Below are 18,898 nucleotides of genomic sequence, written 5' to 3'. Positions count from 1 at the left end.
ACGCTGCTCAGTGTAACGGGGTTCAGAGGTCGAATTCCCCGTGCTCCAGGAAATGCGCGACGGCCTGCGCGACCGGATCGCTGAAGAGCAGGCCCATGTGGGTGACCGGTGCCTGGAGATGCCGGGACACTTCCGGCCCCCGGGTCTCCTCCACCGCGACCAGGCCATCATGCGGTTCGGGCAGTTCGGTCAGCAGCGGCCCCGGAAAACGCCCGCGGGTACCGGCGATCATCCCCACCTGACGCCCGCGCAGCACCGGGCTGCCGCCCAGCAGACCGCGATCCAGCGCGCGCCCCAACCACCAGCGCCCGGCCCGGTTGGCGGCCAGCCGCGCGGCCACCCGACTGCCGGCGAGCGGGGAACCCAGCATCACCACGCGCCCCGGCCGCTGCACCGGCGCCACCGCGAACAGGTGCCGCAGGATCACCCCGCCAAGGCTGTGGCCGACCAGGTGCACCATGTCGTCCGGCAGGGTCTCCAGCCAGGCCGCCAGGGCGCGCGCGACTTCCTCGGGACTGGCCCGGCGCGACGGATAGCGAAACGCCCGCACCCGGTAGCCCGCCGCGCGCAGACGGCGCCGCAGCAGCACCATCTCCACCCCGGTCATGTGCCAGCCATGCAGGGTCACCACCGTGGTCCGCATGGCCGTCATCGCCGCGCTGCCCCCGGGCCTATTGCGCGCCGTCGCCGGCAACCCCGGCCCGCAGGCGGATGCCCAGTTCGCGCAGCGGCTTCTCGCCCACCGGCGCCGGGGCGTCGGTCAGCAGACAGGCCGCGGTCTGGGTCTTGGGGAACGCCATCACGTCGCGGATCGAGTGGGCGCCGCTCATCAACATCACCAGCCGATCCAGCCCGAACGCCAGGCCGCCATGCGGCGGGGCGCCAAAGTTCAGCGCATCCAGCAGGAAGCCGAATTTCTCGCGTGCCTCTTCCTCGCCGATGCCCAGCGCCTCGAACGCGGCCTGCTGCATCTCCGGGTTGTGGATACGGATGGAGCCACCGCCGACCTCAGTGCCGTTAAGCACCATGTCGTAGGCCCGCGACATGGCCTCGCGCGGGTTCTCGCGCAGAGCGTCGGGGCTGTCGGTGGCCGGGGCGGTGAACGGGTGATGCAGGGCGTACAGGCGTTTGTCGTCCGGATCCCACTCGAACATCGGGAAATCCACCACCCACAGCGGGCGCCAGCCGGGCTCGACCAGGCCGCGATCATGGCCGACCTGCACGCGCAGCGCACCCAGCGCCTCGTTCACCACGTCGGCGCGGTCCGCGCCGAAGAAGATCAGGTCGCCGGCGGCCGCGCCAGTACGCGCGAGAATCTCGCGGATCACGTCCTCGGGCAGGAACTTCAGGATCGGCGACTGCAGCCCGTTCGCAGGATCGGCGGGGTCGTTGACCTTGATGTACGCAAGACCCTTCGCCCCGTAGCGTCCGACGAACTCGGTGTAGCCGTCGATCTCCTTGCGGGTCAGCTCCGCCCCGCCCGGCACGCGCAGGGCGGCCACCCGCCCTTCGGGGTCGTTCGCCGGCGCGTTGAAGACCTTGAACTCCACCGCCTGCATCACCTCGGTCAGCTCGGTGAACTCCAGCGGGATGCGCAGATCCGGCTTGTCGGAGCCGAAGCGGGTCATCGCCTCGGCATGACTCATGCGCGGGAACGGATCGTCCAGCTCGATGCCCATGACCTCGCGGAACAGATGACGCATCAGCTCCTCGGTCACGCCCATCACGTCGGCCTCGTCGACGAACGCCATCTCCATGTCCAGCTGGGTGAACTCCGGCTGGCGGTCGGCACGCAGATCCTCATCGCGGAAGCAGCGGGTGATCTGGTAGTAGCGGTCCATGCCGGACATCATCAGCAGCTGCTTGAACAGCTGCGGCGACTGCGGCAGGGCGAAGAAGCTGCCCGCGTGGGTGCGCGACGGCACCAGGTAATCGCGCGCGCCCTCGGGGGTCGCGCGCGTCAGCATCGGCGTCTCGAGATCGAGGAAGTCGCGCTCCTCGAGGAACCGGCGCATCGCCGCGGTGACCCGGCCGCGCAGGCGCAGGCGCTCCTGCATCACCGGGCGGCGCAGATCCATGTAGCGATAGCGCAGGCGGGTATCCTCGCCCACGTCCTCGTCATCCAGCGGGAACGGCGGGGTCTTTGCCGCGTTCAGCACCTCCAGTTCCAGGCCGAGGATCTCGACCGCCCCGGTCGTCAACTCCGGGTTCTCGGTACCCTCCGGGCGCCGGCGCACGCGACCGGTCATGCGGATCACGTATTCGCTGCGCAGCTGCTCGGCGCGCGCGAAGACCTCCTCACGGTCGGGATCGAACACCACCTGCACCAGTCCCGCGTGATCACGCAGATCGACGAAGATCACGCCGCCGTGGTCGCGGCGGCGGTTGACCCAGCCACACAGGGTCACTTCGGAATCGAGGTCGCTTTCGGTGACCTGCCCACAGAGATGCGTTCGCATTGCGCCGTTCCAGCTGCCGGGCGCGGCATGCCGGTGATGGCGGCCGCGCGGGTTGATCGGGGAAAACGGGCGCGTCACGCCCGTCAAAGGGGCGGAAATGTTACGGCCTGCCCCCGTCCCGCGCAACCGGAAGCGGCGCGCTGACGGGATCATCGGACGGTATCACCACCCCCAGCGACATCACGAACTTGAGCCCGTCCTCCACCGACATGTCCAGCTCGGTGACCTCGGTGCGCGGGGTCAGCAGGACGAAGCCGGAGGTCGGGTTGGGGGCGGTGGGCACGAACACCGTCACCATGTCCTCGCCGGTGCGTTCGCGGGTCTCCGGAGTGGCGGTACCGGTCAGAAACGCGATGGACCAGGTCCCCCGACGGGGATACTCGATCATCACCACCTTGCGAAACGACTCCCCGCCGTTGCTGAAGACCGTCTCGGTAACCTGTTTCACCGCGCCATAGATGGTGCTCACCAGCGGGATGCGCCGCACCACCGCCTCGCCCAGGTGCACCAGACGGCGGCCAACGATGTTGGCCACGATCATCCCGGTCACCAGCACGATCGCCACCGCCAGCACCACCCCGGCACCCGGCAGGTCGAAGCCCAGCCATGCCTCCGGGCGCCAGGCCTCCGGCAGCACCAGCACGCTGTAATCCAGCAGGTCCACCAGCAGCTTGATGACGTAGCCGGTCACCACCAGTGGCAACCAGACCAGCAGGCCCGCGATCACGTAACGCCGGAGCGCGGCCAGCATACGGCTCAGCCTCCGGACGCGGCAGCCTTGCCACCGCTGTCACCGGAACCCGAACTCCCCGAACTGTCCGCACCGGAACTCCCCCCGGAACCTGCACCGTCCTTCAGGTTGCGCTGCCCGCCCTGCTTGAAGTCGGTCTCGTACCAGCCGCCGCCCGACAGGCGGAACCCGGCGGCCGAGACCTGCTTGGTCAGGGCTTCGGCGCCGCACTGCGGGCAGGTGGTGGCGGGCGGGTCGGAGATCTTCTGCAGGATCTCGGAGACCTGGCGGCATTCCTGGCAGGCGTATTCATAGATCGGCATGACGGTATTCTCCCGAAGTCGGTTCATCGATCAACAGTGGATAGCCGTATTATGCGGGCGGCGGCCCGGATTAAAAGCATCCATGGCGATTGCTTCGCGCGGCCGGAGGTCGGATCATGCAGCGCATTGCGCAAACCGTATCCAACCCGCCCTGAAAAGCGAGAGAAGAGATGGCCGACAAGATCGTGATCATGCTCCTGAACCTGGACCTCGACCGCCCCGGCACCCTGGGCGCGCCGTTCTTCCAGGCCACCGTGGCCGCCGCCATGGATCTGGAAGTGGAGATCTATTTCGCCGCGCAGACCACCCGGTTGCTGCGCCGGGGCGTGGCCGAGCAGATGTACCCGGGCGAAGCGCAGGAAAAATCGGTCTACAGTTTCATGCAGGACGCCCACGAGGCCGGCGCGCGATTCTACGCCTGCGCCGGCGCGATGGACGAAAACGGCCTGACGCTGGACAACGCGGTGCCCGAGCTCGATGGCATGCGTGGCGGCGGGGCCTTCATCGGCGAGGTCGTCGAGGACGGTGTCGCCTCCCTCACCTACTGATTCCGGGGGATCCCTCGTGAGTGCCGCCGATACCGATGCCCGCGCCGTCCTGATCACCGGCTGCTCCTCCGGGATCGGGGCCCACGCAGCCCGTTCTCTGCGCGACCGTGGCTATCGCGTGTTCGCCACCGCGCGCGCCGCGGAAGACATCTCGCGTCTGAAGAACGATGGTTTCGAAGCCCTGCAACTGGACCTCAACGACTCCGCCAGCATCCGCAGCGCGGCGCACGAGGTCCTGCACCGCACCGGCGGGAAGCTCTACGGCCTGTTCAACAACGGCGCCTACGGCCAGCCGGGCGCGGTGGAAGACCTTTCGCGCTCGGCCCTGCGTGCTCAGCTCGAAACCAACGTGCTGGGCTGGCTGGAGCTCACCAACCTGGTGATCCCGGCGATGCGCCGCGCCGGCGAGGGGCGCATCATCCAGAACTCGTCGGTGCTGGGCTTCGCCCCGCTGCGCCTGCGCGGGGCCTACGTCACCTCCAAGTTCGCGATCGAGGGGATGTCCGACACCCTGCGCCAGGAACTCCACGGCAGCGGCGTCCGGGTCTCCATCATCCAGCCGGGTCCCATCCGCTCCGAATTCCGCGCCAACGCGCTGAAGGCCTTCCGCCAGCACATCCACCGGGCACACAGCCCCTGGGCGCGGACCTACGAGGCCGCCGAGGCGCGCATGGCGAACGCGGAGGCCGACGCCCCGTTCACCCTCGGGCCGGAGGCCGTGACCCGCTGCGTGATCCACGCCCTGGAGGCGCGGCGGCCGAAGCTGCGCTACCGCGTGACCTTCCCCACGCATCTGTTCGCCTTCCTCAAGGCGATCCTGCCGGCGCGCTGGATGGACGCCTTCCTGCGGCTGGTCTCGCGCGGCGAGAACCGCTGAACATCACGGCCCCCGGCGCATGAACGCGATCTTTCTTGCGCTGGTCGTCATCGCGTTCACCACCGCGGCGCTGCGCGAGCTGCGCTCCACCGATCCGGAGGAACGCCCCATGGCGGACCTCTCCGAAGGCGCAGTGGAGGCAGCCGGCGCCGCGGTGGAACTGGCGCTGGGGCTGGTCGGGGTAATGGCGCTGTTCCTGGGCCTGATGAAGATCGCCGAGGCCGGCGGCCTGCTCACCGTCCTCGCCCGCCTGCTGCGGCCGCTGATGGTGCGCCTGTTCCCCGATGTTCCGCCGGAACATCCGGCAATGGGCGCGATGATCCTCAACTTCTCCGCCAACATTCTGGGCCTGGGCAACGCCGCCACGCCCTTCGGCATCCGCGCGATGCAGGAACTGGAGAAGCTCAACCCCCACCCGGGCACCGCCACCAACGCGATGGCGCTGTTCCTGGCGATCAACACCTCCAGCATCACCCTGCTGCCCACCGGGGTGATCGCGCTGCGTGCCTCGCTGGGCTCGGAGGATCCGGCCGCCATCCTGCCGACCACGCTGTTCGCGACGCTGTTCGCGACGGTCGCCGGGATCACCAGCGCGCTGGTCCTGCAACGCTGGTTCCGCCCCCCGGCGGCCACCCGCGAGATCCCGCCCGGCGGCCTTGACGACCCCGACGCCGAAGCCGACCCCGCCGGGGACCGGCGTTCCGATGCGGACCGGGACACGGAGCCGGGCGAGCAGCCCCAGCCGATGAACATCGAGGTCCCGGCCGAGGGCTATCCCGCCTGGGTCTCGATCCTGGTCCTGCTGGGGGTGCTGGCGATCATCCCGCTGACCATCATCTACGGCCAGGCCATCGCCCCGTGGATCATCCCGGGACTGGTGGTGGGCTTCCTCACCTATGGCGTCATCCGCGGCGTGCCGGTATACGAGGTCTTCGTCGAGGGGGCGAAAGAGGGCTTCAACGTGGCCCTGCGGATCATCCCGTATCTGGTGGCGATCCTGGTCGCGGTGGGCATGCTGCGCGAGAGCGGCGCGCTGGGGATGTTCGTCGGGCTGGTCGGGCCGTGGACCACGCCCTTCGGGCTGCCCGCCGAGGCCCTGCCGATGGCACTGCTGCGGCCACTGTCCGGGTCGGGCGCCTACGGCATCATGGCCGGGATCATGCAGGACCCGGCCACCGGGCCGGATACCCACGTCGGCATGCTGGTGTCCACCCTGCAGGGCTCCACCGAGACCACCTTCTACGTGCTCGCGGTCTATTTCGGCGCGATCGGGGTCAAGCGGGTCCGCCATACCCTGGCGGCCGCGCTGAGCGCCGACGCGGTGGCGGTGGTCGCCGCGGTCGCGATCGTCGCCTGGCTCTACCTCTGAGCGCTGCCCGCGAACGCCTGGCGCACCCGTTCACGCAGTCCGGCCGGATCCACCGGCTTGGTGATCACCTCCGCGAAACCGGCCGCCAGCGCACGCTCACGCGTCGGGTCGGTGGCATCGGCGGTCACCGCCAGCACCGGGACGCCGGCCAGCAGGTCGTCGGCCCGCAGCGCGCGCAGCACCTGATAACCGTCCATGCCGGGCATCGCCAGATCCAGCAGAATCAGTTCCGGCGCCAGCCGCGCCGCCTCCTCCAGGCCCTTCAGGGGGGTCTCGGCCACCACCGTTTCCAGGTCCGACTCCGGTCCCAGGACCTCTTCCATCAGGCGCAGGTTGGCCGGCTGATCATCGATGCACAGCACCGTGCGCGGCGTGCCGGACGCCGGCAGTTCCGATGCGCCGGCCGCGGCCGGGTGATCGGGCCCGCCCCCGGGTGTTGCCCCGAGATCGCTGTCCGCGGCCAGCGGCAGTTCGAACCAGAAGCAGGAACCCTCGCCCGGCGTGCTCGTCACGCCCAGCCGGCCGTCCATCATCTCCACCAGGTGCCGGGTGATGGTGAGCCCCACGCCGCTGCCCTCCACCCCGCTGGAGTCCGCCTCCAGCCGGTCGAAGGGCTGGAACAGCCGTTCCTGTTGCTCGGCAGTCAGTCCGGGGCCGGTGTCGTGCACCTCCAGCTGCAGCCCCTGTTGCCCCGCAGCGCCCAGCAGCGTCACCCGCCCGCCTTCGCGGTTGTACTTGATGGCGTTGGACAAGAGATTCAGCAGGACCTGTTTGAGCCGGGTACGGTCGGCCTGCACGCGCGGGGCATCCGCGGTGGCCGCCCGCGCGCCTTCCAGGCGAACTTCGCGCTCCTGCGCCAGCGGCCGCAGCAGCGACAGGCACTCGTCCACCACGTCCGCCACGTCCACCGGTTCCGGCGTCACCTGCAGCCGCCCCGACTCGATACGCGCGAGGTCCAGGATCTCGTTGATCAGCTCCAGCAGGTGCCGGCCGGCGCGGGCGATCTCGTCCAGCTGACTCTGCTGGCGCTCGCCCAGCGACGTGTCGCGCTGCAACAGCTGGGCAAAGCCCAGGATGGCGTTCATCGGCGTGCGCAGCTCGTGGCTCATGTTGGACAGGAAGTCGGACTTCGCCCGGCTCGCCTGCTCGGCCTCCTCGCGGGCCCACTGCAGCTCGGCGCGCCGCTGCAGCTCCGCGGTGAAATCCCCGAAGATGTTGAAGATGTACTGCGGCTCGCTACGGCTGTCACGCACCACGCCGATGGTACTGCTGGACATGAACACCGCGCCGTTGCGGCAGCGGATCGGCAGCTGACCGGTCCAGGCCCCGCCAGCCTCGCGGATTTCGTCGATCTCGCGCGCCGACTGTTCCGCCTCCGCCGGGATCAGTTCGCGATAGGATCGGCCCGCCAGATCGGCCTCCTCGAAGCCGGTCATCTCCAGCACCGCGGGGTTGTTGTACACCATGCGGCCTTCCCGGTCGGCGACCGAGATCGCCTGTTCCGAGGCCTCGAAGATGCGCCGGAACAGCGACAGTTCCTCCTGGGCCTGCTGCAGTTCGGTGACATCCTGAACGGTTCCGGTCAGCCGGCCGTTCTGTTCCCGGCCCCCGGTGCTTTCGCCATGGGCAATCAGATGCAGGTGCCGCAGTTCGCCGTCATCGCGCCGGATGCGCAGAAACACCTCACCCCGCCCCTCGGCCAGCACCCCGGCATATTCGCGGTCGAGCCGCTCGCGATCCTCGGGGTGCACGAACGCACGAAAGCCCTCCATGCTCACCGGGGCGTCGCCCGGGGACAGGGCGAAGATCTCGTAGACCACGTCGGACCACCACAGCGCCCCGGTCACCGGATCGTGTTCCCAGTGCCCCACGCGCGCAAGGCGCTGGGCTTCGCGCAGCCGCGTGGTCTGACGGGTCAACGCCAGCTCGGACTGCTTGCGCTTGGTGATGTCCTGCGACACACCCAGCATGTGCAGCACGCCGCCACTGGCGTCGCGCTCGACGTCACCGCGCTGCAGCAGCCAGCGAACCGTGCCATCCGGCCAGACCACCCGGTGCTCCAGTTCGAGATAGGACCCGCGACGCAGGGAACTGCGGATGGCGTTTTCCACCCGCTCGCGATCCTCCGGGTGCACGGCACCGAGAAAGTTTTCCACCGTGGGCTCGAGGTCTCCGTGAGAGTGGCCCAGCAGGGGCGCGATACGCTCGGACCACTGCAGTTCCTCGCGTCCCGGGGTCCATTCCCAGGTCCCCATGTTGGCGAAGCGCTGGCTGCTGCGCAGGCGATGCTCCTGACGCTTCACCGTGGTGATGTCGGTGCGGATCGACACGTACTGATACGGCAGGCCGTCGCCATCCAGATAGGGAACGATGGTGGTCTCGACCCAGTACAGCGAGCCGTCCCGCGCGCGGTTGCAGAGCTCGCCCTGCCAGATGCGGCCCGCGGCAATGGTTTCCCAGAGTTCCGCATAGACCGAGGGAGTGTGCACCCCCGATTTCAGCAGGCGATGGTTGCGCCCCAGAAGGTCGGACACCGCATGGCCGCTGACCCGCGCGAACCGTTCGTTGGCATAGATGATGTCGCCGGCCACGTCCGTGATGCTCACCAGCGCGTGCTCGTTGACCGCGAGATGCTCGCGTTCGCGTTCATACAGCGCCTGACGATACGCGGAGGTGACCCCGTCGACCTGGCGCTGCTGACGGGCCCGGGCCACCACCGCGTCCGCCAGCCGGCGCGGCTCCACCGGTTTGAGGAACACCCCGCTCGCCCCGGGGTGCAGGGCCATCAGCTCGTTCACCCGTCCGGGATCGGCGGTCAGGACCAGCATGGGGATGGAGGAACCGTTGTCGCGGGTGCGCAGCAGGGCCGCGAACTCCTCGGCGCTGCACCCCCCTTCGTCCAGATCCAGCACCAGGACCTCGACCTCGCCGCCGTGGAGGCCGGCCAGCGCCGCATCGGGGTCCGGCTGGACCTCCACCGTCAGTCCGGCCTCCCGCAGACCCGCCACCAGGGTGTCGTCGGCAGCCTCGGGGCGGGCACTCGCCAGGAGAACCCGATACCCCGTATCCGCGACCACCCCGCCGATCTGCACCAGCTGCTCCAGCAGAGTATCGTCCGCCAGCGGGTAATCGAGGCAGCGGGCCGCTCCCTCGCGCACGGCCTGCAGGCGCGCCCCGGGGCTCCAGGAGCGCGCCACCACCAGGGTCGGCAAAAACCCGCGTCCCGGTTCCTGCAGTCGCGTGAGCACCGCGGACTCCGGGGTTACCTCGCCGACGCAGACCACCCGCGCGGTGACCCCGCCGGCGCCCGCCGCGTCCGGTTCGGCGCCGGTCAGCACCACGGCGAAGCCGTGATCACGCAGCATGCCCGCCACTGCCTCGCCGACTTCCGGGACCTCCGCGACCACCTGCACCCGGCCGCCACCCGCATCCGCCGACACCTGCGGCTGGAGGCGCGTCTCCGGCACCCCCTGTTCCTGACGCGCCCAGGCCTCCGCGGCGGCCTCCAGGCGCGCGAGGCCCAGACGCAGCAGTTCGCGATCGGCAGTGTTCGGACGGGCCCGCAGCCCGGCCAGGGTCGCCTGTAGTGACTCGGCCAGGCGCAGGATCTCCTGCACCCCGTGAGTCCGGGCCACGCGGGCCAGGGCGCTGACCTCGCGATACAGCCGGTCCACGCAGTCCCCGGAGCATTCACCCTGATCGAGCTCGCCCGCGGCGTCGCGCAGGCGTGCGAGGCGCTCGCTCAGAAAGGCCGGAAAAGCGGCCCGCGAGCGCCCGCCGGACACGGTGTCCGGGGTCTCGATACCGGCTGCCTGCTCCCCCGTCCGGGGGGCATCAGTTCGGCGGTCCACCGGGCGTTATGTCCTTGTCCTTCACGATGAAGTACACCCCCGCCGCAGCGAGGACCATCCACAGGAACAGGGCCACCACGCCGATCCGCTCCCACAGCGGAACGAAGAAGAACAGCATCAGGGCCGCCAGCCCCAGCAGGATATTGCCGATGACGAAATTCGAGGGGCGGCCGCCGGACGGATCGGACATGACAGTCTCCTGCAGTGGCTTACTGCTTCTTGTACTGACTGAAATCGAATTGACCCGCGGTCATCTCGTCCCACAGATCGCTTTGCAGCACGGCGAGCAGCTTGAACAGCTTGCGCAGCTCCGGATCCTCCATGAAACTCTGATCACTGCTGGCCTTCAGGGCCTCCACCAGGGTCGCGCACTGTTCGCGGCTGATCCCGGTGACATCCAGGCCCTCGTCTCCCATGTCCACATTCATCGAGCCACTCCGGTTCGTTCGGGCCCCCAATTGTATGCCGGTACCGTCGCCCGGCGAAAACGCCGGACTCCGGTCGTGCCATTGCCATGCAACAACGTGCCGGGGCCGCTACTCGCCCCCGCCTGCGTCATTGCGAGGAGCCGAAGGCGACGTGGCAATCGGTTGCTGCCCGCAGTGCACCGGGGCCGGGGGTCGCCATGGCGATTGCTTCGTCGCTACGCTCCTCGCAATGACGGGGCCGGCTTACGCCTCCTGTTCGCGGATCTGGTCCACCCGGTTGCGCACGTAGAGGTAGTACAGCACCGGGATGATGACCAGGGTCAGCACCGTGGAGACGAACACCCCGAAGATCAGCGAGATCGCCAGCCCGGAGAATATCGGGTCATCGAGGATGAACCCGGCGCCGACCATCGCCGCCAGCCCCGTCAGCACGATCGGCTTGGCCCGTACCGCACCGGCATGCACCACCGCCTCGATGGTATCCACCCCGCGGCGCAGCTCCTCGTTGATGAAGTCCACCAGCAGGATCGAGTTGCGCACGATGATCCCGGCCAGCGCGATCATCCCGATCATGGAGGTCGCCGTGAACTTGGCGTCCATGAAGAACGCGTCCACCAGGGCGTGTCCCGGCATCACCCCGATCACCGTGAGCGGGATCGGTGCCATGATGACCAGTGGCACCATGTACGAGCGGAACTGCGCGACGATCAGCAGATAGATCAGGATCAGCCCCACGCCATAGGCGATGCCCATGTCGCGGAAGGTCTCGTAGGTCACCTGCCACTCGCCGTCCCATTTCAGGCTGTAGTTATACGGATCGCCCGGCTGGCTGATGAACCGCTGTTCCAGCGGCTCGCCATGGACCATCGGCGTGTCGCGCAGCCCGAAGAACATGTCGAACATGCCGTACAGCGGACTGTCCAGACCCCCCGCCAGGTCACCCTGGACATAGACCACCGGCAGCAGGTTCTTGTGATGGATGGAGTGCTCGCGACTCGAATCCACCACGGTCACTACCTCGGACAGCGGCACCAGCTCCCCGCTCTGCGAGCGGACCTTGAGTCCCAGAACCGGCTCCAGGCTGCCCTTCTCCGCGCGATCGAACTCCAGACGGACCGGTACCGCGTACTTGATGTTCGAGCCGTAGAGGTAGGTGACATCCTCGCCCGACAGCGCGGTATCGATGGCCTCGACCACGGCCATCTGCGGCACACCCAGGTGCGCGGCGCGCTCGCGGTCCACCTGCAGGATCTTCTTCGGCCCCGGGTGTTCCACCGAGTCATCGATGTCGGTGAGACCCTCGGTGTCCTCGAACACCTCGCGCACCTGCTTCGCCACCTCGATCTGACCGTCGTAGTCCGGACCGTAGATCTCCGCGACGATCGGCGACATCACCGGCGGTCCCGGCGGCACCTCGACCACCTTGACCGCCGCGCCGTCATAGCGCCCGGCGATGGCATTGATCTCGTCGCGCACCGACAGCGCGATGTCGTGGCTGCGGCGGTCACGCTCGGAGTCGTGCACCAGGTTCACCTGGATGTCGCCGACATGGCTGCCCTCGCGCAGGTAGTACTGCCGCACCAGGCCATTGAAGTTGATGGGCGTGGCCGTGCCCGCGTAGGTCTGCACGTCGTGCACCTCGGGCACCGTCTTGAGGTAGTCGGCCATCTCGCCCAGCACCTGGCCGGTGCGTTCCAGACTGGTGCCCTCGGGCATGTCCAGCACGACCTGGAACTCCGACTTGTCGTCGAATGGCAGCATTTTCAGCACCACCAGCTGGTAATAGGCCAGCGACACCGAGCCCAGGATCAGCACGAGCGTGCCGCCCCAAAGCACCATGCGATTCACCTTCTTCCGCCCGCCGGTTCCCAGGAACGGAAGCAGGACGAAATTGAACAGGCGCATCAGGCCGGCAGAAGCAGCTTCGCCCTCGTGCGCACCATGGCCGCCGCCGGCCTCCAGCTGCTCGCCCTGACGCCGCAGCACCTTGTAGGTCAGCCACGGAGTCACCACGTAGGCCACCGCCAGCGACAGGACCATCCCCATGGAGGCGTTGATCGGGATGGGGCTCATGTACGGCCCCATCAGCCCGGTAACGAAGGCCATGGGCAGCAGCGCCGCGATCACGGTAAAGGTCGCGAGGATGGTCGGGCCGCCCACCTCGTCCACCGCCAGCGGGATGGATTCGAGGAACTTGCGCCCGCCCTGGACCATGTGCCGGTGGATGTTCTCCACCACCACGATCGCGTCGTCCACCAGGATGCCGATGGCGAAGATCAGCGCGAACAGCGACACCCGGTTGAGGGTAAAGCCCCAGGCCCAGGACGCGAACAGCGTGAGCGCCAGGGTAATGATCACCGCCACGCCGACGATGAAGGCTTCACGCCAGCCCAGGGCGATCCATACCAGAATGATCACCGATGCGGTCGCCAGCATCAGCTTCTGGATCAGCGTGGACGCCTTGTCCTCGGCCGTCTGCCCGTAATTGCGGGTAATCGAGACCTCCACGCCCTCGGGAATGTAACTCCCCTTCAGCTGATCCAGACGCTCGATGACCTGGTCGGCGATGTCAGGGGCGTTGGTGCCGGGCTGCTTGGCCACCGCCACGGTCACCGCCGGGTGACTCTGGCCGATGTGCCCGCCGCCCTCGGCCGCGGCACCATGGGCGAAGCGTACGTGCTCGCTCGGATAGCCGGGGCCCTGCTCGACCTCGGCCACGTCTTCCAGATGCACCGGACGTCCGTCATGCATCCCCACCACCAGCCGCGCGAACGCCTCGGGCTCGGTGATGAAATCGCCGGCCTGGATCAGGATCTCCTCGTCGTCCTGATACAGATGCCCGGCATCGCGCGAGAAGTTCGACACCGCCAGGGCCTCGCGCAGGTCGTCCACCGCGAGGTTGTGCGCCGCCAGCATCTCCGGCTTGAAGCGCACGTGAACCACGTGATCGGGCCCGCCCACGGTGTAGATGTCGCGCGTGCCGGAGACGCGCTTGAGCTGCGTTTCCAGCCCGTGGGCCACCCGCAGCAGGTCGTGTCCGCCGCGCTCCTCGTCCTCGGTCCACAGGGTCACGTTGACGATGGGCACGTCGTCGATGCCCATCGGCCGCACCATCGGCTCGCCGACCCCGAGGTTCTGCGGTATCCAGTCATCGTTGGAGAAGATCTGGTTGTACAGCCGTACCAGCGCCGCGGTGCGGTCCTCGCCGACCTCGAACTGCACGGTGATGTGCGCCATGTCCGGACGCGAGGTGGAGTAGATGTCATCCATCCCCTCGATCTCGGACAGCACCTGCTCCGCCGGCGTGGAAACCAGGTGGGCCACCTCCTCGGCGCTGGCTCCGGGGAACGGGATGAACACGTCCGCCATGGTGACGTTGATCTGCGGCTCTTCCTCGCGCGGGGTCACCAGGATGGCGAACAACCCCAGCAAAAGACCCACCAGCGCCAGCAGGGGCGTGATCTGGGTCGTCAGAAACGCCTTCGCGATGCGCCCGGAGATCCCCATGCGCTCCGGGGCCGCTTCCGCGCTGCCGCCGCTCATCGCGTCACCTGCTGGTGTTCCTTCATGAAGATCGCGGCATGCACCGGATCCAGGGCGACGCGTTCACCCTCGCGCAGACCACCGAGGATCTCGATCATGCCGTCATGCTCGCGCCCGGTCCGGACCTGACGAAAGCGCACCCGGCCCTGTTCGTCGATCACGTACACCGCGATCACCTCGGAGCGATAGGCCACGGCCTCCTGCGGCACCATCAGCCGCTCGACCTCGTCCAGCACGAAAGCCGATTTCACGAACATGCCGGGAAACAGACCACGATTGTTCTCGTCCTCGGGCAGGTTCACGCGCACCCGGAAGGTGCCGCTCCGCGGATCCGCGTAGGGGAAGAGGGTCAGATTCTCGGCGGCGATCCGCTCACCGGAATCCAGGATGACCTCGGCTTCGCGGCGATCCCGCAACCCGGGCATCAGGCGCTGCGGGACGTCCACCTCGACCCGCAGGCGATCCAGGCTCAGTCCCGCCAGAAGTGGCGATCCCGGCGACACCGATTCCCCGACCTCGACCATGCGCTCGGTCACGATCCCGGAGTACGGCGCATACACCTCGGTGTAACCCAGCTGTTCGCGGGCTTCGTCCACCCGCCCCTCGGCCGAGCGCAGGCGCGCACGGGCCGATTCCAGCTGGGCCTCGGCCCGCTCGAACTCCGAGCGCGACACCACGTTCTGCTCGAACACCTCGCGAATGCGTTCGAACTCCGAACGCGCCTCGCGGAAACGTGCCCGCGCATCGGCCAGGTCACCCTCGGCCTGACTCAGACGCGCCTGCTGCTGGACATCGCTGATGCGCAGCAGGAGCTCGTCTTCCTCGACAAAGTCATCCACGTCCACGTAGATCTCGCGGACCCGCCCGGAGGTCTGGGCCGAGATGGTGGAGCGCTGGACCGCCTCGACACGGCCATCCAGCACACGCTCCTGCGGCAGGGTCAGACGCTCGGCTTCGGCGGTTTCAAAGGGCAGATCATCGGCCTGGGCCGTCAGCGGCAGAGCCAGCGCAAGCAGCGCGGCCCCGAGGATCGGGAGTCGTGTCATGGTGTGGTCCTTCCGGATATTCGGCCCTCTCCTGCCACCCTTCTTGCGGGGCGGTCAGCCGTCACGGGGCCGTTCTTTAATATATTAGTTTTCCCTAATGTAACGGAGCCGGCCACGGGCAGGCAAATCCCCGACCGCAACCCCGGTAACTGCCCGGAGTATAGCTTTCCCCGTCGGTTTTGCAGCAAAGCCCTGCAACCCCCTGCACCGCGCCGCGTCTGTCCGTATCATGTCGGCACCCGCACGGGGACGTTCCCCGACCGCCGTTTCATTCCCGGGAGACCGCCATGCCACTGCTGCGTATCGAGACCAACGTTGCCCTGCCCGCCGATCCGGATGCCGTCACCGCCCGCCTGTCGACCGCGGTCGCCGAATGGCTGAACAAGCCCGAGGGCTACGTGATGGTCGCCCTCGGCCACAACGCCCACATGCGTTTCGGCGGCAGCACCGAGGCACTCGCCTACTGCGAACTCAAGAGCATCGGCCTGCCCGAGGGCCTGACCCGCGAGCTGTCACGCAAGCTGTGCGACGCCCTGCAGGCCGAACTGGGCGTGGAGCCGGCGCGCGTCTACATCGAGTTCGCCGACGCCCCGCGGCATTTCTGGGGCACCAACGGCACCACGTTCTGATCCCGAACCCCGTCCGCTCAACGACCACCGACCACAAGGCCCGAGCCCCATGCGCGTCTCGCAATTCCCGCTGAACACCCTGAAGGAAACCCCGGCCGACGCCGAGATCGTCTCCCACCAGCTGATGCTGCGCGCCGGCTACATCCGCCGCCTCGCCTCCGGGCTGTACACCTGGCTGCCGCTGGGCCTGCGCGTGCTGCGCCGGGTGGAGAACATCGTGCGCGAGGAGATGGACCGCGCCGGGGGCCTGGAGGTGCTGATGCCGGCCATCCAGCCGGCCGAGCTGTGGCAGGAATCCGGACGCTGGGACTTCTACGGGGCCGAGCTGCTGCGCATCAAGGACCGCCACGAACGCGATTTCTGCTATGGCCCGACCCACGAAGAGGTCATCACCGACCTGGTCCGCCGCGAGATCCGCAGCTACCGCCAGCTGCCGGTGAACTACTACCAGATCCAGACCAAGTTCCGCGACGAGCGCCGCCCGCGCTTCGGCGTGATGCGCGCCCGCGAATTCCTGATGAAGGACGCCTACTCCTTCCACCTGGATGCCGACTCGCTGGGGCAGACCTACCAGCAGATGCACGATGCCTACTGCCGCATCTTCCAGCGCTGCGGCCTCGACTTCCGTGCGGTGGAAGCCGATACCGGCGCGATCGGGGGCAACGCCTCGCACGAATTCCACGTGCTGGCCGCCTCCGGCGAGGACGCGATCGCCTTCTCCCCGGGCGGATTCGCCGCCAACGTCGAACTCGCGCCCTGCCCGTCCGCCGCGGCGCCGACCGCGCCCGCGCAGGAACTGCAGAAGATCGCCACCCCGGACGTGCACACCATCGCCGAGCTCGCGGCCTTCCTCGACGTGCCGACCGAACGCACGGTCAAGACCCTGGTGGTGGCCGCCAGCGACGCGGTCGACGCCGATCTGGTCGCCCTGGTGCTGCGCGGCGACCACGAACTCAACGACGTCAAGGCCGAGAAGCACCCCTGGATCGCCGAACCCCTGCGCATGGCGGAGGCGGGCGAGATCCGTACCGCGTTCGGTGCCGAGCCCGGCTCGCTGGGCCCGGTGGACAGCCCGATCCCGGTGCTGGCCGACCACGCCGTGCTCGCCATGGCCGACATGGTGGTCGGCGCCAACGAGGACGGCCACCACCTGACCGGCGTCAACTGGGAACGCGACCTGCCGCGCCCGGAAAGTGCCGACCTGCGCAACATCACCGAGGGCGAACCCGCGCCCGACGGCTCCGGCCCCCTCGAGATCCGCCGCGGCATCGAGGTCGGCCATATCTTCCAGCTCGGCGACAAGTACTCCGAGGCCCTGGGCGCCCGGGTGCTGGACGAGGACGGGCGCGAGCAGATCGTCACCATGGGCTGCTACGGCATCGGCGTCTCGCGCGTGGTCGCCGCCGCCATCGAGCAGAACTCCGACGAGCGCGGCATCTGCTGGCCCACCGCCATCGCCCCGTTCGACATCGCCCTGTGCCCGATCGGCGCGAAGAAGTCGCAGCGCGTGCGCGAGGCCGCGGAACAGCTGCACGACGAGCTGCAGGCGGCCGGCTTCGAGGTCCTGCTGGACGATCGCGAACAGCGCCCCGGCGTAATGTTCGCCGACATGGAGCTGATCGGCATCCCGCACCGGATCGTGATCGGCGAGCGCGGCCTGGACGCCGGCGAGCTCGAATACCAGGCCCGCACCGCCGGCGAGGCCGAACACCTGCCGATGGACGGGCTGGTGGCGGCCCTGCGCGAACGCACGGGGCACGGCGCGTAGGCGCCACCCGCACCGGCGCCCGGATGCGGCTGCAGGAGCTTGCAAGCAAGCGATCGGGCTGCTGGTGCCCGTGCTTGACCGCTGCCGCCAGGCCTTGAGCTGACGCTGCGGAGTCGGCGGTTTTCGGCTGCCGCCGGGGGTGTTGCGCTCTCTCGCGAGCGCGCCGCGAGGTCCTTTCTTGCTTGCCCAAGAAAGGACCCAAAGAAGTCACCCCGACTGCCGCATCCCGGTCCGCTGACGCGGCCCGGGATTCCCTCGCTCCGAGGCCGGGCGCGGGCGGCGCTGAACTCGCGAAGCTGCGCTTCGCTCAGACAAGCAGCGCCTTTTCTCCCGCACCCGACCTCTGCGCTCGGTGCGGCAAACGGGGCCGCCGGCCCACCGCCCGTTCCTTTTCCGCCAGGCGGGCAGGCCGCGGCTGTGAACGGCCCGGCCGAGAACAGGATCGTTGGCGACCGATCATGCCGGATCGGCGAGAGGGCTCGCCTCCCACAGCCACCTTTGCACACCCGGCACCGGGAGGGTGCCCGGGTAGGGCCATGGGCATGCCCTGCCGAGCCGCATGACCTTCTTCCATCAGGGCTTGGGGGTGGGTCCGGCCCCTGCCCGCACGCGATTCCTTTGCAAGGATGGACGGAAATGAGCTCTGCGAAGGGCCCGTACCAAAGCTTGAACCCGTTGGTGCACCGGGCCGCCCTTGCATCAGGAACCAGGAAACGCACGATTCGAGCGCCCCGCGATGAAGCGGGCCGGGACCCGGGCACCAATGGCCGGAACGCCTCCGGTTTACCCCCTCCCGTTGCGAGCCCCTTGCGGAGGGTGCCTCGCGCCGGAAACAAGGCGCCGGATGTCTGAGCGAAGCGCAGCTTCGCGAGTTCGGCGCCGCCGGCGCGAGGTGCCCGGAGCAAGGTTCCCGGGCGAGCTCCGGGTGCCCTTCTTTGGGTCCTTTCTTGGGCAAGCAAGAAAGGACCTCGCGGCGCGCTCGCGAGAGAGCGCACCCCCCGGCGGCAGCCGAAAGCCCCGGACTCCGCAGCGCCAGCTCAAGACCCCGCGGCAGCGGTCAAGCACGGGCATGGCCGTTCAGCCGCCACTCAGGCAGCCCCGGCACGATAGACTGACCGAGCCGCCCCGGCGGCCATCATGTTCCATCCGACAGGGATTGCCGCCATGACCATGACCCGATCCGTTGCCCGCTTCGCCCTGGTTTCCGCCGTGCTGGGCCTGGCCCTGATGCTGGCCGCCTGTGCCCCGCGCATCTACGGCGTGCCGGAGGAACACTGGGAGCAGATGAGCGAATCCGAGCGCCTGGAGGCGATGCGCGCCTGGGAGT

The 18,898-nt window shown here is 68.5% G+C and carries 14 protein-coding genes and 1 pseudogene; 6 read left to right on the top strand and 9 right to left on the bottom strand.

Annotation, left to right across the window (positions count from 1 at the left end):
* Positions 1 to 22: 22 nt before the first annotated feature.
* The 4 genes from B1A74_RS02195 to B1A74_RS02180 all read right to left on the bottom strand — a co-directional run bounded on the left by B1A74_RS02195 (position 23) and on the right by B1A74_RS02180 (position 3,512).
* A complete protein-coding gene (locus B1A74_RS02195) occupies positions 23 to 652 on the bottom strand; it encodes an esterase/lipase family protein (protein ID WP_077243650.1) in 630 nt (209 codons plus the stop codon).
* A gap of 19 nt (positions 653 to 671) precedes the next feature.
* A complete protein-coding gene (gene aspS / locus B1A74_RS02190) occupies positions 672 to 2,459 on the bottom strand; it encodes an aspartate--tRNA ligase (RefSeq protein ID WP_077243649.1) in 1,788 nt (595 codons plus the stop codon).
* 100 nt (positions 2,460 to 2,559) lie between these two features.
* On the bottom strand, positions 2,560 to 3,210 hold the full coding sequence (locus B1A74_RS02185) for a DUF502 domain-containing protein (RefSeq protein WP_077243648.1): 651 nt from the start codon (positions 3,208 to 3,210) through the stop codon (positions 2,560 to 2,562).
* A gap of 5 nt (positions 3,211 to 3,215) precedes the next feature.
* Positions 3,216 to 3,512, bottom strand: a complete 297-nt coding sequence (locus B1A74_RS02180) for an FmdB family zinc ribbon protein (protein WP_018946415.1) — start codon at positions 3,510 to 3,512, stop codon at positions 3,216 to 3,218.
* A 170-nt stretch (positions 3,513 to 3,682) separates the two neighbouring features.
* Between B1A74_RS02180 and B1A74_RS02175 the strand changes: the two genes are divergently transcribed.
* The 3 genes from B1A74_RS02175 to B1A74_RS02165 are packed head-to-tail and all read left to right on the top strand — an operon-like array spanning position 3,683 to position 6,306.
* The gene (locus B1A74_RS02175; protein WP_018946416.1) at positions 3,683 to 4,060 is read left to right on the top strand and encodes a DsrE family protein; all 378 of its coding nucleotides are present in this window, start codon (positions 3,683 to 3,685) and stop codon (positions 4,058 to 4,060) included.
* 16 nt (positions 4,061 to 4,076) lie between these two features.
* Positions 4,077 to 4,937: an SDR family oxidoreductase gene (locus B1A74_RS02170; RefSeq protein WP_077243647.1), complete on the top strand. Its 861-nt coding sequence runs from the start codon at positions 4,077 to 4,079 to the stop codon at positions 4,935 to 4,937.
* A 19-nt stretch (positions 4,938 to 4,956) separates the two neighbouring features.
* Positions 4,957 to 6,306 carry a nucleoside recognition domain-containing protein gene (locus tag B1A74_RS02165; RefSeq protein WP_077243646.1) on the top strand — a complete coding sequence of 450 codons (1,350 nt, stop codon included), beginning with the start codon at positions 4,957 to 4,959 and terminating at the stop codon, positions 6,304 to 6,306.
* On the opposite strand, the gene B1A74_RS02160 is transcribed toward B1A74_RS02165, so the two are convergent.
* The 5 genes from B1A74_RS02160 to B1A74_RS02140 all read right to left on the bottom strand — a co-directional run bounded on the left by B1A74_RS02160 (position 6,297) and on the right by B1A74_RS02140 (position 15,174).
* Positions 6,297 to 10,157 (bottom strand): PAS domain-containing protein, encoded by a 3,861-nt coding sequence (locus B1A74_RS02160; protein ID WP_077243645.1) that lies wholly within the window; start codon positions 10,155 to 10,157, stop codon positions 6,297 to 6,299. The genes B1A74_RS02165 and B1A74_RS02160 overlap by 10 nt on opposite strands.
* Positions 10,141 to 10,347: a hypothetical protein gene (locus B1A74_RS02155; RefSeq protein WP_018870031.1), complete on the bottom strand. Its 207-nt coding sequence runs from the start codon at positions 10,345 to 10,347 to the stop codon at positions 10,141 to 10,143. Before B1A74_RS02155 ends, B1A74_RS02160 begins: the two co-directional genes overlap by 17 nt.
* A gap of 19 nt (positions 10,348 to 10,366) precedes the next feature.
* Positions 10,367 to 10,585 carry a hypothetical protein gene (locus tag B1A74_RS02150; RefSeq protein ID WP_018870032.1) on the bottom strand — a complete coding sequence of 73 codons (219 nt, stop codon included), beginning with the start codon at positions 10,583 to 10,585 and terminating at the stop codon, positions 10,367 to 10,369.
* Between the two features lie 243 nt (positions 10,586 to 10,828).
* Positions 10,829 to 14,128, bottom strand: coding sequence for an efflux RND transporter permease subunit (locus B1A74_RS02145; RefSeq protein WP_077243644.1), 3,300 nt, complete (start codon positions 14,126 to 14,128; stop codon positions 10,829 to 10,831).
* Entirely contained in the window at positions 14,125 to 15,174 is a 1,050-nt protein-coding gene (locus B1A74_RS02140; RefSeq protein WP_018946421.1) for an efflux RND transporter periplasmic adaptor subunit, read from the bottom strand. Before B1A74_RS02140 ends, B1A74_RS02145 begins: the two co-directional genes overlap by 4 nt.
* A 287-nt stretch (positions 15,175 to 15,461) precedes the next feature.
* Here B1A74_RS02140 and B1A74_RS02135 point away from each other — a divergent pair, with 287 nt between their 5' ends.
* From B1A74_RS02135 to B1A74_RS14445, 3 genes and pseudogenes are all read left to right on the top strand, one after another.
* Positions 15,462 to 15,803 carry a phenylpyruvate tautomerase MIF-related protein gene (locus B1A74_RS02135; RefSeq protein ID WP_018946422.1) on the top strand — a complete coding sequence of 114 codons (342 nt, stop codon included), beginning with the start codon at positions 15,462 to 15,464 and terminating at the stop codon, positions 15,801 to 15,803.
* Between the two features lie 49 nt (positions 15,804 to 15,852).
* The gene (locus tag B1A74_RS02130) at positions 15,853 to 17,571 is read left to right on the top strand and encodes a proline--tRNA ligase (protein ID WP_077243643.1); all 1,719 of its coding nucleotides are present in this window, start codon (positions 15,853 to 15,855) and stop codon (positions 17,569 to 17,571) included.
* A 1,164-nt stretch (positions 17,572 to 18,735) separates the two neighbouring features.
* Positions 18,736 to 18,898: pseudogene (locus B1A74_RS14445) on the top strand (Hsp20/alpha crystallin family protein); the annotation flags it as partial.

Source organism: Thioalkalivibrio halophilus, from assembly GCF_001995255.1.
In the GTDB taxonomy this organism is placed as follows: Bacteria; Pseudomonadota; Gammaproteobacteria; order Ectothiorhodospirales; family Ectothiorhodospiraceae; genus Thioalkalivibrio; species Thioalkalivibrio halophilus.
The sequence above is the reverse complement of the archived record's forward strand: the minus strand, read 5'-3'. Positions and strand labels throughout refer to the sequence as shown.